This window comes from Bosea sp. BIWAKO-01, from assembly GCF_001748145.1.
Taxonomy (GTDB): Bacteria; Pseudomonadota; Alphaproteobacteria; order Rhizobiales; family Beijerinckiaceae; genus Allobosea.
The window spans coordinates 4,247,093-4,260,684 of sequence record NZ_BCQA01000001.1 but is presented as its reverse complement, the minus strand read 5'-3'; the positions used below and the strand labels follow the sequence as shown (position 1 = coordinate 4,260,684).

General features: G+C 60.3%; 14 protein-coding genes. 5 read left to right on the top strand and 9 right to left on the bottom strand.

Features of this window, described 5'->3' with window-relative positions; all coding sequences use genetic code 11:
- Positions 1-5: 5 nt before the first annotated feature.
- The 5 genes from BIWAKO_RS19935 to BIWAKO_RS19915 all read right to left on the bottom strand — a co-directional run bounded on the left by BIWAKO_RS19935 (position 6) and on the right by BIWAKO_RS19915 (position 5,205).
- Positions 6-959, bottom strand: a complete 954-nt coding sequence (locus BIWAKO_RS19935) for a DUF72 domain-containing protein (RefSeq protein WP_244523494.1) — start codon at positions 957-959, stop codon at positions 6-8.
- 52 nt (positions 960-1,011) lie between these two features.
- Positions 1,012-1,473 carry a hypothetical protein gene (locus BIWAKO_RS19930; protein WP_371332009.1) on the bottom strand — a complete coding sequence of 154 codons (462 nt, stop codon included), beginning with the start codon at positions 1,471-1,473 and terminating at the stop codon, positions 1,012-1,014.
- 389 nt (positions 1,474-1,862) lie between these two features.
- A complete protein-coding gene (locus BIWAKO_RS19925) occupies positions 1,863-2,981 on the bottom strand; it encodes an extracellular catalytic domain type 1 short-chain-length polyhydroxyalkanoate depolymerase (RefSeq protein WP_069880132.1) in 1,119 nt (372 codons plus the stop codon).
- Positions 2,982-3,375: 394 nt separating this feature from the next.
- Positions 3,376-4,545: a zinc-dependent alcohol dehydrogenase gene (locus BIWAKO_RS19920; protein ID WP_069882645.1), complete on the bottom strand. Its 1,170-nt coding sequence runs from the start codon at positions 4,543-4,545 to the stop codon at positions 3,376-3,378.
- Between the two features lie 264 nt (positions 4,546-4,809).
- The gene (locus BIWAKO_RS19915; RefSeq protein WP_176733363.1) at positions 4,810-5,205 is read right to left on the bottom strand and encodes a response regulator; all 396 of its coding nucleotides are present in this window, start codon (positions 5,203-5,205) and stop codon (positions 4,810-4,812) included.
- 1,018 nt (positions 5,206-6,223) lie between these two features.
- Between BIWAKO_RS19915 and BIWAKO_RS19910 the strand changes: the two genes are divergently transcribed.
- The 5 genes from BIWAKO_RS19910 (at position 6,224) to BIWAKO_RS19900 (ending at position 9,857) form a co-directional block, all read left to right on the top strand.
- Positions 6,224-6,733, top strand: a complete 510-nt coding sequence (locus BIWAKO_RS19910) for a YciE/YciF ferroxidase family protein (protein WP_069880130.1) — start codon at positions 6,224-6,226, stop codon at positions 6,731-6,733.
- 128 nt (positions 6,734-6,861) lie between these two features.
- Positions 6,862-7,218, top strand: a complete 357-nt coding sequence (locus tag BIWAKO_RS19905) for a response regulator (RefSeq protein WP_069880129.1) — start codon at positions 6,862-6,864, stop codon at positions 7,216-7,218.
- A 678-nt stretch (positions 7,219-7,896) separates the two neighbouring features.
- On the top strand, positions 7,897-8,148 hold the full coding sequence (locus BIWAKO_RS36745; protein ID WP_244523493.1) for a DNA ligase-like domain-containing protein: 252 nt from the start codon (positions 7,897-7,899) through the stop codon (positions 8,146-8,148).
- A gap of 155 nt (positions 8,149-8,303) precedes the next feature.
- Entirely contained in the window at positions 8,304-8,522 is a 219-nt protein-coding gene (locus BIWAKO_RS37365) for an ATP dependent DNA ligase (RefSeq protein ID WP_084652297.1), read from the top strand.
- A 762-nt stretch (positions 8,523-9,284) separates the two neighbouring features.
- Complete coding sequence (locus BIWAKO_RS19900) at positions 9,285-9,857, top strand: PRC-barrel domain-containing protein (RefSeq protein ID WP_084652295.1); 573 nt, start codon at positions 9,285-9,287, stop codon at positions 9,855-9,857.
- A 181-nt stretch (positions 9,858-10,038) separates the two neighbouring features.
- On the opposite strand, the gene BIWAKO_RS19895 is transcribed toward BIWAKO_RS19900, so the two are convergent.
- The 4 genes from BIWAKO_RS19895 to BIWAKO_RS19875 form a co-directional block, all read right to left on the bottom strand.
- The gene (locus BIWAKO_RS19895; protein ID WP_069880128.1) at positions 10,039-10,416 is read right to left on the bottom strand and encodes a low affinity iron permease family protein; all 378 of its coding nucleotides are present in this window, start codon (positions 10,414-10,416) and stop codon (positions 10,039-10,041) included.
- A gap of 8 nt (positions 10,417-10,424) precedes the next feature.
- Positions 10,425-10,856, bottom strand: a complete 432-nt coding sequence (locus BIWAKO_RS19890; protein ID WP_069880127.1) for a low affinity iron permease family protein — start codon at positions 10,854-10,856, stop codon at positions 10,425-10,427.
- 164 nt (positions 10,857-11,020) lie between these two features.
- On the bottom strand, positions 11,021-11,899 hold the full coding sequence (locus tag BIWAKO_RS19885) for a hypothetical protein (protein WP_141740164.1): 879 nt from the start codon (positions 11,897-11,899) through the stop codon (positions 11,021-11,023).
- 1,125 nt (positions 11,900-13,024) lie between these two features.
- Positions 13,025-13,567, bottom strand: a complete 543-nt coding sequence (locus BIWAKO_RS19875; protein ID WP_069882643.1) for a general stress protein — start codon at positions 13,565-13,567, stop codon at positions 13,025-13,027.
- Positions 13,568-13,592: the final 25 nt, after the last annotated feature.

The window sequence follows — 13,592 nt, the reverse complement described above, 5'->3', positions numbered from 1 at the left end:
CGGGTCTACGCATCCGGTGGTTTGCCGCCAGGGGCGGCGGCAACAGGCGGTTGATCGTGTGACAGTCGCTTTTCGAGCAAGCGTCGCATGGACAGAGCGTTCTTTGGCGCAAAACCGTCATAGTCGTTATTGAAATAGATCCAGGCTCTCCTGGCACCGCTCGCTCGGATCTTGTCGGCCCAGATTTTCAGTTCGTCGTCTGAATAATCATGCCGGTACCATCGTTTCGGACCGTGGAGCCGAAGGTAGATTTCATCGGCGGTTCGCACCAGGTCATCCGGAAGACGGGGTCCGCTGCATGAGCAGAAGATCGTGCCGCTCTCGCGAAAAGCCGAGTACACCGTTTCATTCCACCAGCTCGCGTGACGGAACTCCACCACATTGCGCCGCGCCGGATCGAGCTGGCTCAGAATCCTGTCCAGCCTCACTTTTGTGAACGTGTAGCTCGGCGGAAGCTGGAAAAGGAAGCAGCCCATTCGCTCTCCGAGAATGTCGGCTATCGCCCCGAAATCCTTTACGAGCGTCTTGGTGCGCTCAAACCTTTTGATATGAGTGATCAGCTCACATACTTTGATCGTATAGATGAAATTGCGATCGCCAGGTTGACGAAGCCAGCCTTTCACATTTGCAACGGTCGGCCACGAATAGAATGACGCGTTGATCTCGACAGTGTCGAACTGTTTCGCGTAATGTCTGAACCATTCGCCCGTTGGCATCTGCGCGGGGTAGAATTGTCCACCCCATTTCCAGTAAAACCATCCCGAGCAACCGACATAGACCGATGCCTCCAAACAGGAGGTTTTCCCGCTCTCTCCGACTGTCCCCGCCAAGCGAGCGACACGCATTTTTTCGGCGCGCCCGATGTTTTCTGTCCGCTGCTTCTCTCTGCGCAGCCGCCGCCGTTCGCGACGTTCTTCGGATCCAGGCGCTTTTGGCTTCGCAGCTTGCGTATCCATCATTGTCCTGACCGGCCGTTACGCGGTGAAGCTGGATGACCAGTTTGCGGTTCTGCTAGCGCAGCAGTCCCTCCGCCTCGAAGACATCCCAGCCGTCCAATTGCGTCCGCGGGGCGTCCTCCCGGGCATTCCTGGCGTCGCCGGCCTTGCCCTGGCTGTTGCCCGCGCGGGTCCGTGCGGCCTTCCCCGCCGCGCGCCGCCGGGTCTCGGCGAGCGCCTGCGCATCCTCCTCTCTCCAGATGGCCGGCAGGTCCCCATCAAGCACGGCCTCGATCTGCCGCGGGTCGAAGACATGGAACGTCACGGCTCTTGCGCGCCCGCGCAGCTTGACGGTGCGTGTCCCGATGCTCTTGAGGCGACCATCCTGCACCCACTTGTGACGTTCGCGGGAAGAGATCGTCAGAATATCCTCCGCCTCGCTTGGAAGAACGGGTAGCCCTGTGATCCCGGCCAGCGTTTCGGAGATGCACGCCGAGGCGGCGCTGAATACATCGGTCTCGGCCTCTGACATGCGCAAGGCAATATTCCCCGTCCCAGCCGTGATGCACGCCCTCGCCGCCCAGGGCAGCCGGGCCCGAATTTCCCGTTCGATCCCCTTCGCTCGCACCGACGACCCAAGCGTCGCGGAAGACGGGAGCGACCACTCGGCAACCAACGATGAAGAGGCGTTCACGCTCCGCCTGGACGTCATCCGACCGAACTCACATTTACGGATAGCCGGAATTTCAACCTGAACCGATCGCGTATGTTCCCCTTTCCGGATCAATGGCATGGGCACGATCGACCACAGCAGGGCCACCCGCACGCGGGAGTTGGCAAGGTTCGCTTGCGGGCGCCCGCTTGATGACCGCTGGTAGCCGAGAAGGCACCTGTAAGCTGTGAGCCTGCCCTGCCCTTCGTCCCCTGCTAGCGCATCAGGCCCGCGGCGCGCAGCGCGTCCTCGATCACCTTTCCCACCCCGGCGGCCTCGCCAGCCTGCCAGGACGGGGCCCGCGTGTTGCTGTCGAGGGGCACATTGGTGGTTGCGGTGTTGGCCGTCTCGGCCCGCTTGGGGAGCGAGACCTCGGATCCCGTCTCGGTCAACTGCCAGAACCTGGCAATGTGTCGTGTCGACGAAATCCTTGCGTCGAGCATAAATGCCCCGGGGGCTCCGATATCGTCCGCGCCACTGAGCGGCGTGCCATGTCCCATACCTGAAATACTGAACGTCTCGATCTTTGCGATGCCGGCTTTATCACGCCACAACCTCTGGACGTGCACGCCGATGGCGTTTTGCTCCGGAATCACTCTCTCCAACCCATGCAGTCCGCTCCATTGAGCGAGGATTGCGTCCATGTTGGTCTGAGCGACGGTCTGGTCAGCGCTGCCATGCCAAAGCGAGAGCGTGGGCCAAGGCCCCTGGTGGCTCGAAGCGCGACGCACCCGCGCGTCGAGCTCCTGTTCCGAGGGAAGCCCATGCCCGCGCATCCGGTCGAACGCTTCGGGGATCGATGTCGCGCATCCATAGGGAAGGCCCGCGATGATCGCCCCGCTGGCAAAAAGTTCGGGATAGGTCGCGAGCATCACCAAGGACATGGCGCCGCCCGCCGAAAGCCCGGTGATGTAGACCCGCCGCTGGTCCAGGTCGTGGACTTCGACCACCCTGCGCACCATCTGCGCGATCGAAAGTGCCTCTCCCGAGTCTCGACCGATATCGTCGGGCACAAACCAGTTGAAACAGAGGTTGGGGTTATTGGCCCGCTGCTGCTCGGGGTAGAGAAGCGCAAAGCCGTGCCGCTCTGCAAGCTGAGACCAGCCCGCACCATGGTCGTAGCCCGCTGCCGTCTGCGTACAGCCGTGAAGCACCACGACCAGCGGGGCGTGTTCCTTCAAGCCCTGGGGAATATAGCTATAGGCCCGCAGCGCCCCCGGATTGGAACCGAACCCGCCGATATCAGACAGGCGGGAAGGTTGTGCGGGACCACCAGCATAAGCTGTCCCTTGAACGGATTTCAGGCGTGCGATCGTGTCAGAGAGATTGCGCATCGCGGCTGTCCTTTGGGGTCAGGCCGAGATGGCCGACCCGAACTCAACTGCCCGGGTCGCATTATGTTGCGGCGCACAATGAAATTAGTCGATCTACGGCCCCTCCAGCCTGGGGAACGCACGCCTGGCGCCTTTCGAATAGCCTCACATCCCAATCGGATAGAGCCCCTCCTGCGACCTGCGTGCGTCGAACGTCCCTGCTGAAACGCGGTGGTTGACTTCCATCTGATCAATGGAACGGTCGCGTCGCTACTTGGCGCAAAATTCGGGCCGTCAGGTTCCCTGCCCCCGCGCCGGGGGGAAGGCACGCCACCAAAGATAGAGTAGCGAACACCCTCCGGTTCGCTGAAACAAGAAACAGCTTTGCTCTCGGATCCGAAACGAGAATTCGACACTAAGGTCGCAAGATAACCTTGATGACGCCGTCCTCCTTATCGCGGAATTTCTTGTACATCTCCGGCGCGTCCTCAAGGCTCGCGGGATGCGTGATGACGAAACTGGGGTCGATCTGACCTGCCTCGATCTTCGCGAGCAGCGGCTTCGTATAGGCCTGGACGTGGGTCTGGCCCATCTTGAAGGTAAGGCCCTTGTTCATCGCGGCGCCGATCGGAATCTTGTCGGCCATGCCGACATAGACGCCGGGGATCGAGATTGTGCCCCCCTTGCGACAGCACATGATGGCCTCACGCAGGACGTGGACACGGTCCGTGGCAAGAAAGGTCGCCGCCTTGACCTTGTCGAGGATGGCGTCCGCCGCGCCGTGGCCCGCGGCTTCGCAGCCGACGGCATCGATGCAACTGTCGGGTCCTCGGCCTTTCGTTCGCACCATCAGCTCGTCGTAGACATCTAACTTCGAGAAGTTGATGGTCTCGGCGCCGCCGGCCTCGGCCATCGCCAAGCGCTCCGAGACCTCGTCGATAGCAATCACCCGGCCCGCGCCCAGCATGAAGGCCGATCGGATCGCGAACTGGCCGACCGGCCCGCAACCCCAGATCGCAACGGTATCGCCGTCCTGAATCTGGGCGTTCTGGGCGGCCATGTACCCGGTCGGGAAGATGTCGGAGAGGAACAGGGCCTGCTCGTCCGAAACACTGTCGGGGACCTTGATCGGGCCGATATCCGCCATGGGCACGCGCAGATATTCCGCCTGGCCACCGCTATACCCTCCCAGCATATGACTGAATCCGAACAATCCTGCGGGCGATTGGCCCATCGCCTTCGCTGCCATCTTGGCATTGGGATTGGTCCGATCGCAGGCTGAGAACATGCCCTGCCGGCAGAACCAGCAGTCGCCGCAACTGATGGTGAAAGGCACGACGACGCGGTCGCCTATGTTCAGATTGCTGACTTCAGAGCCAAGCTCGATCACTTCGCCCATGTTCTCGTGGCCGAGAATGTCGCCGCTCTCCATCGTCGGCTGATAGCCGTCGAGAAGATGCAGATCCGAGCCGCAGATCGCGCAGCAAGTGATCTTGATCACCGCATCGCGGGGATGTTCGATCTTCGGATCCGGGACTGTATCGACGCGAACGTCGCCCTTGCCGTGCCAGCATAATGCGCGCATCGGTTCGCCTCCCATACGAGTGAGTTCAGGTCGGGCAACCGAATACCGACCACATGCCCCGAGAGGCCAACAGGCTCGGGAGGTAAGGGTTCCAGCAGCCACGAAGTTATTCTAGCGGCCTTTATGGAACCAGCGTTCGACTGAGCCCTGCTCAACGGGCTGCGCTTATACGCGAAGGCACCGCTACCGTTCCAACTCTACGGCGCGCCGTCGTTTGAATCTCAGGGTCTTGTGTGTCCCCACCCGGTCAGAAACCTTCAGAGTCTAAGAGACATTTTGCACCGCACTCGGCGAGGGTCCTATATCGCACCCGACGTCAATCGGGAGCATTGACTGGACAACTTCTACAATCCGGTTGGGCGGCGCGGGCTTCTCCAACCATTTTCCAGCATGGAAGACAGGATCGACCGAGGCATCGCTCGCGCTGATGCCCGTGAACACGATGAACGGGATGGCTCCGGCGACGAGCCGATGCGCGACTTCGACGCTCGAACCGTCGGACAGACCAATGTCCAGCACCACCATGTCGGGGGTGTTGGCCGTCAACCAGTCCATCGCCGTTGCATTAGTGGAGAACGTGGCCGTCACGTCGTAGCCGGCGTCTGATAGGCTGCACTCTATGTCGAGGGCAACGATTGGCTCGTCCTCGAGGACGAGCACGGACTTTTTTGATCGGTGTCGGATAAGCATCGGAAGGCTCAACCCTAATCAAAGGATGGCCGTGGCCGTTCACGGATTCCGCCGGCGCCTTCATCATCTATCGTATCAGTAGGCGTCATTCACTGTCCGGTAAAGGACGAAACGAGATTTCTAGCGTAATTAGAATGTAAATGAAATGTATTTCATGTTATTGTGATTTGTTTGATAAATAAAACTTACACCATTGTCTTTTGAACGAAGAGTTTAGATGCCTCATATCCACTGGAATATCAAAAAATAACTTCTCAGAACGTCAGAACACGAGGCCTTCGCCGGGAGCAAGGATCTACTGAAACTTGTCGAATTGCAGCGGTGATTGCCTTGTCCGAGGCAAATGAGAAGGACGACCACAGTTACTTCGTTGAGTCCGGACACGAATCCGTCATCCCGTGTCTCCGGGAGTGCTCCGCGCCGAGCTTGGACTATTCGGCAGGGAGGGAATGCCGCCTTTTGGACTGATGATTGACGCCGACGTCAACTTATTCTGAGGGGATAATGCAGGGCTCGGTGAACGGATACCGGACTAAGAGCAAGATGCTTGCGCGAATTCTGGCGGAGCGTCCGGACTTTCTCCATCTGCTCACCCTCTATGCTCACGCACGGGCCGTCCAGACAGCTTACACGGCCCTTTCAACCCGTCTATTCCGTCGAGCGCCTCGCGCGCTGGAAGCTGCTGCGCCCGGCCTCTCCTGGATATTCGACCACGGCGGCGGCTGTCTCGTAGTCTTCGTAGGAGCCGGTAATGGTACGGGTCATGTGTTTCTCCAGATGTATGGGGCCATCACGGGGAACGCCGCCCATCCCGCGACAAGCGCGATCGTAAGCAGAGTTTCAATCTCCAAGTCCTGGAGCGGTAAAGTCCGCGGATTTTGATCAACGGATAGCTGATTATTTTCCGGATTTATTCACGGACTAGCGAGGAACTCTCCGCGCCGGCGCCCGTTGAGCCATCAGCCCCTCAATGGATCGGAGATGACCCATGGCCACGACACCCAAGCCGCTCGACGAGATGTTCCACGACATGCTCAAGGACGTCTATTACGCGGAAAAGCAAATCCTGAAGACCCTGCCCAAGATGGCGAAGGCGGCGAAGTCGCCTGAACTCAAGAAGGCATTCGAGACCCACAAGGCCGAGACGGAAGGTCATGTCGAGCGCCTGGGCGACGTCTTCGAATCGATCGGCAAGGCGCCTCGGGCCAAGACCTGCGATGCCATCCTCGGCATCATCGAGGAAGGTAAGGCGGTGATGGAGGACTACGGGGATAGTCCAGCCCTGGACGCCGGCTTGATCGCATCGGCGCAGGCCGTCGAGCACTATGAGATCGCACGTTATGGGACCCTGAAGGCTTGGGCTCAGCAGCTCGGGCACAAGGAGGCGGTGAACTTGCTTGATGCGACGCTTGCCGAGGAGACCAAAACGGACAAGCTGCTGACCCAGCTTGGCGGCCCCGCCAACTCGGCCGCGGTCGCGGTCGCCAAGGCGGCCTGAGAGAGCGAGATGGCCCGCCGAGCGGCACTCGGCGGGCCATCCCGTAACGTGAGTCGAAGTGAAATTGCTGCTTTCTTTATAATTTAGTGTTTCGGACGGCGCTTGCGTCGTCCCTGTGAGTTTTGTCCATGGCTGACTTGGTTGTCCTTGTCGTCGAAGATGACGTGTTCATCAGAGTGGATGCCGCTTTGATGCTTGAGGACGCCGGCTTCGAGGCACTTGAGGCAAGTAATGCCGACGACGCTCTCAAGCTACTGGAGGCCCGGCCCGACATTCGCATCGTCTTCACCGACATCGAGATGCCGGGCTCGATGAATGGGCTAAGGCTATCCTTCGTGGTTCGGAACCGCTGGCCTCCGATTGCAATCATAATCGCGAGCGGGCGCATTCAACCCGAGCCCCACGAAATGCCCGCCGACGTAACCTTTCTACGCAAGCCATACAGCCATGCCGCCGTATTGGAGGCGATCAAGTTGGCAGCATAGGGGGTGCGCTCACCGACGTGTCACGCAGTCCGTTGATTGCTGCAAGAAATCGTTTCGCCGCGTTCGATCTCACCCGAACGGAATGCGCTCGAGGGTAACATTCTGCGGAAGCCGCACTCAGCGGCGTCAGTCATCGCCGCCGTGCGTCGCGCCACCTAGTCAGCGAGCTTCGCCGCCTTGATCCGCAGAGGCACAGTGCAGAAAGCCGGACACGCCCTCCTTGGAACCGGGGCGCTAGAAAAAGCGGTAGCGCGCCACCCGACGCGCGGAACTGAACAACTCCACCAATCGTCAGTCCATTCGTGTGATCAGTACAGCAGTGTGATCGATTTCGAATGTGCATTCGTCGACATAGGTTACGGCTGCACCCGTATCGAGCGTGTAGGAAGTGCTGCAAAGCCCGGGATAAAGGCGCCAGACTATTACGGTGTGAATGTCCCCCTCCTCGTCCTCGCATGTCACTCGGGATAATTCGGTGGGCATGGCCGCGATCGACCTCGCTCGCGCCGCCGAAAACCTACGATCCGACAGCCGGCTGGGTCTAAAGCTCGAATGATTTAGCCTCGGCAAAGAACCCATTTTAGCACCTCGATGCTGCTGCTTGGCTTGAACCCAATCAGACGCCTGCAAGTTCCTTGCCGCGGAACGATTTCAATCATCAGCGTGGTGGCGTAGCGGATGCGCGCGCGTCATCTCTTGCAATTCCCGCGAGACAGGAATTTCTCTAAACTCCTCTCATCGCAGGGGAAGTACGATGCCGTTCCCATCGATCCTTGCCACGCCCGCGACGTCAGGCGCATGACGCTGAGCGAGCGCTTCCGCCGGCTGGCCTCTGTGATCCAGGGCACCGAACCCGGAATCATGCTCAGCGAAGAGGTTGAAGCTAATGGCGATGCATTCCTCGCCTTGGCCTGCAAGATGGATCTTTAGGGCATCATTACGAAGCGCCGCGATGCACCTTACCGCTCTGGCCACGCGGGCGAATGGCTCAAGATCAAATGCGTGCAGTCCGAAACGTTCGCCATTGTGGGGTATGAACCGTCTGCCGCTGCCTTAGGTGGGATTGGGCTCCTGCTTTTGGCAGCATTGAGGGGCGATCGGCTCTCCTATGTCGGAAGTTCGGCACGGGTTTTGCGGAGCGATCAGCAAACGCGCTGCGCAAAGACCTCGATCGCCTGATAACCCATAAACCCAGCATTGCGCTAAAGCGCGCCGGTGTTCTTTGGGTTAAGCCGCAACTGGCCGCAGAAATAGAGTTTCGCGGCTGGACCACCGACCTGAAACTCCGACACCGATCCTACTAGGGCGGGCGAGAGGTGGCTGATTCGTGGAAATCTTCGAAATCGAGAACTAGATCATGGCGCGGAGTGGCAGGACCACACCCACGTTCTCTTCCCGCAACGCCGTGAACGTCGTCGGGCAATATATCGTGACGGAAATATTAAGGGCCAGTCCGCCCACGCAGATGAGTTCCACTTCTCCCGACATCCCACCTCGATCGATGCCCCTTATGTTCCCGGTGAACGATCCCTCCCAAACGCCAGCCGAGCCGGCTCGAATTGGTAGCGTCCAGGGACCGAGTAGCTATGGCGCAGCATGAGCCGGCCTCTGCCTGAGGGCATTTGCAGGATGATCCTTTTAGTGGCGGTTTCCCTCAGTGCAGCAAGTAGGCGGCTTTTTAATGATGCTCGACCGGGCGGCGGTTCGAACGACGACGACCAAGTCGAAGTGACCTGACACCAATCTCGGGATCATACCTTGATCTCCCGCCGACGTTTTGCCGTAACACGTCGCGCTCAAGTGCTCGACGTCCGCGACGTCGCCAGCCTCATCGGCGACGCGCAAACTGCGAGACGCCTGCTGAAGCCAGTGCTCCGCCTGAGTGAGAGCGCATAGATTCGGTGCGAATGGAACGTCTGGCAGCAGCTTCGTCGAGCAGGTCAACCATCGTCACCGCGCTCTTGTGGACCGGCGCTACGGCCGTGATGGGGTTCAGGCGCCACGTCTGAGAAACGATGGCGAACCCGCCCACGGGGCGTGCTATCCATCTAATAGAGGAGGCGCTCATGAGAACCTACTACTTGTTCCACGCCGTGAACTCCCCTGACCTACGCGGCTTCACAGATGAGCCTGCCGGCGCCAGTTTGCCCCCGGATCTTGCGCCGTGGAGCCTTCTTCAACAAATCGGGCCCGACGAGGAATGGACCGCCGCCATCAGCAGAGCGGTCGTGGCAGTCGGCATCATCGAGGACGGTTTTTATCTCTGGGGACCCGTCGAGCGAGCGATCGTATCCCACCCGATCATCGAAAGTGATCGCGTCGAAGGAACTGCCGTATTCGGCCGCGAGGACGTTCAGTTCGGCACCATCAAGCGGTTGTTGATTGATAAGGCAAGTGGTCGCGTACTCTACGTCGATGTGACGTTTGGAGGATTTCTCGGCATGGGCAGTCACCACATTACGATCCCATGGGAAAAGCTCGCTTACGACAAAGTGCTCGGGGGGTATCGCACTGAGCTTGCCGAGGCCCGGGTCCGAGCCGCCGCGGCCTTCTATGGGGACGAGAAAGTTTCGCCAGGTCGGAAGCGTCGGCAGGATATGAGGGACTACTGGAACGACCTTCCCAGAGGGCCACTCTGAAACGCGCTCTCGCCCCCGTCGTGACGATACGCCCCGAAGGGAGCATACCTCGCTCGTGATGGCGATCGCTTGCGCGGGAGCCGATCGCAGAACTCTTTCGGGAGACGCTGTTCTAACGACGCGAGCCGTGAGGATCAGTCGGTCCGAAACGGCCCCAAGGAAGCGCCACCCAACCCTTCGTTTAATCTTCTGATCTCTGGGAAGAAGCATTCGCCTGATATTCTCGGTGAAGCCTTTCAAGCTGTTCCTCATCGAGCTCCTCGATTTCGGCAAGCCTGTCCTTTGCGCCCTCAACTGCCTTGAGCAGTTCGTCGAGCTTGATTTGCATCGCCGTGACCGCACGATTCTGACTGGTCTGGACGATGAGGAAGGTCACGATGGTGACCGCGGTGCTCATGATAAGCTGCCAGCCCGAGGAATAATCAAAATGGGGCCCGGCCAAGCCCGCCATAATTACAGCAGCCAGGACGCCGAACAGAACTCGCGAACGACTGGTCCATCGCGCCGCAGCCTGTGATAGCTGCGTGAACCTGGACGGCCTTTCGCGAATGTATGCCATCGGGGAGCCTAGGAACTGACTTGAGGTGCAGGGGGCTTGTCCTCGCGGGCACGCTTCGCGCGACGCTCATATTCAGTGCGAAGAGCCTCAAGTTTCTCTTCGTCGAGTTCCTCGAGGTCGAGAAGCTCCTCGCGAGCCCCTTCAAGACGGATGATGAGTTCATCCAGCTTGATCTGCATGGCGCAGGTATCGCGGTTCTGGCTGTTCTGGATGATGAAGACCATCAGAAAGGTGACGATCGTCGTCGACGTGTTGATCACCAACTGCCAGGTGTCGTTGAAGCCAAACAAGGGTCCTGACAGCGCCCAGATAATGATAATCGCGATCGCGACAAAGAAGGTCTGAGGCTTCCCCGCCCACCGGGCTGTGGTCTGCGAAAGCCGAGTGAATAGCGACGCATCGCTACCGAGATCGGCCGCTGAATCCTGGTAATTTGCCATTGCACACCGTGGTGAATTTTATGGAACATTCGGACACCCGATTTGGCTCGTTGCGCCGCTGACACTGACCGGCGCAGTTGCGATAGACCGAAGTGACGTCGAACGGGCTGGACGTGGGTTTCTCCGTGCATCAGGAGGGGCCCTGCGAGCCCCTCCAATTTCCTTCATCGCCGGCCGAACAGCGATCCGAGATCCATTTCCTCGTCGCGATGCTTTCCGCCAAGTTGGGCCGCCATCCAGGCTGCCGCTGCTCCAAGCAACAGCACTGCTGCGGTCATGAATGCGGTAATTACTGCGGCCTTGCGAGCGCGCTCAGCAGCTTGCTTTGCGGTCTCCTTCGCCTGCTGAAGTTTCGCGAAGGCGTCATCGACCTTCTTTTGAGCCTCGGGTTGAGGGATGTTCATCCGGGCAGCGACGCGCGTCGCAATGTAGTCGCGGTCAGCCTGATCAAGCTTTCCTGATGTAAGGCCGGTCATGATGACCCGGGACGCCTCCTCGCGTTCACCGGCGGTTGGCGCCGTGGTGCCAGTTGACCTCATGATTGAGTCCAGGGCCGAACCCAGCGGGTCCGCCTGCTGACTGATCAGAGCGGCGGCGCCGCCAGTTGCGGCAGCCGCACCGGTCGCTGCTGTTTTGGCAGCACCGAGCAGTGACGAGCTGGCGATCATCGCCACGATCAACGCTCCGGCAGCCCAAACCACCAGGCCATGCGCACCGTCGCGGAGTTGGCGCTCATCGTCGCTGGCGTCGATCACCGGTCGACGCATACGGCCGGCGAGATAGCCACCCGCGCTACAGGCCGAAACCGTGATCCAGATGGCCCAAAGTCCGGCAGCGATGGTCAAGGCTGTCAGGCCCGAAGATCGCGCGGTGTCGGCGGATACCATGGAAAGGCCAAGGGCAGAGCCGAAAGCTGCCATGACCGTAGTGATGGCTGCGGACAGCACCGCACCCCCAAAAATGGCGCTCCATTCAAGATATGAGCCGGTGGCGCCCCGTGGGGCGGGAGAAGTGACGACGACGTTGGGTGTGCTCACGGACATGATGCCGCCCCTACCGAAGACCGAGGAATGAAAGGATGGCCAATACGACCACGATGAGGCCAACGATGTAGATGACGCCGTTCATAGGACCCTCCGGATGCACCGCCACGTGTGTGACGTCGAATGAACAGATGGCGGAGCCAAATAGTTCCAGCCGGAACCGATGGGCCGGGAACACTCCTGCTTGTCGCTGGTTCAGGCTGGACAAACAGGAGGACAGACCATGGGCCGCGGCATACTTCTTTGGATGTTGGGTATTCCCTTGCCGATCATCATCCTGCTCGCCTTCTTTCGATAGCGTGCTGGCCCGGAGTTCCCCAGCGAAGGGCTCTCTGGTGATCGGAGTTTGCCCGGAGCGGAACGGAGAGCCCCAATGACAGCAATCGACCACCGGCAACTTGTCACTATTGGGACCGAAACGACCGACGGCCGTCAGGCGTCCGTCAATGACTATACTCCTCGCGTTCGAGGGGGCTCATTCGCCTCGGTAGTGTTTGTGGTCATGGTCGCGTGGCTTATGCTCCTGGGTTACGGAGCTTTGTGGCTGTATAACTGGTTCAGCCACTGAGATGAGGCCGCCGCTTTGCCGACGTCCGAGCGCTTCATTGGGCAGCGTACGCATGGCGATGCCGGAATTGGCGACGGAGGCGGTGAGCTAACCTGCTCGCGGCGGCGGGCGGGTAACGTGGCGCCGCTATCGGTGCCCTGCATGGCGTGATCGGCACACCCGTCGGCCTGGCGACGATGGCGAACAACTGCATATTTCATCTCAAGAGCGCCCGCCGCTTCCGCGCATCCCGCAATGCAACCAAATTGATTGTCGGTAACGTCCTGCCTGTCGGAATGAGCAGTATCACCGGCGGGCGGGATCTCTTCGCGTCGAGCCGCTCGCCGCCAGGATTCCAGTCGGTACCCGGAGATCCTTCAGCGTCTTGGGAGGATTCGACGAACGGGGTCAGCCGCCGGGCCGAAGCGCTCGGCAAAGCAAGGGGCGCGAGACGATCAGTGCGACACGGCGCCGGACCACGCGCCGAATCGCCGGGAGGCCAATGCCAACCTCCCCGCGAACGCTTCGCCACGTAAGTCCGCCGGGGCGAACCCCGGCGGCCTGTTGCTCGCCTTCGATCAGATGCCGGCCTGGCCGCGCACGTACGGATCGGCCGTCTCGTCGAAGCGGGTCCAGCCTTCCCGACGGTACTGAGCGACGCGGCTCTCGCGATCGATCGGGGTCGCACCGTCCAGAATGGCCTCGACCGTGGCGGCGTACTCCTGGGCGGCTCTCACAGAGACCACGGTGCCGCCGCGACGAACCGTCTCGGCATAGTAGTGGGCCTCGTCTTCGTCGACACCGGCGCTGGTGAGTGACCCGACGAGACCACCAGCAGCCGCGCCTGCGACAGCTCCGGCCGCGGTGGACGCCAGCCAGCCAGCGGCAACGACGGGACCAATTCCCGGAATTGCCAGCAGGCCGATGCCGGCGAGAAGTCCGGCCGCTCCGCCGATGCCTGCGCCAATGCCAGCGCCCTCGGCGGCGTTGCTGTCCTTGGCGCGCTCATCGCGGCCGACGACGCTGATGTCGGTCGACGAAATGCCGGCCTGTTCGAGCTTCTCGACCGCTGCGGCAGCCTGGTCATAGGTGTCGTAGGAACGAGTGATTGTACGAGTCATGTTTGTCTCCAGAGGTGTGAGTGCG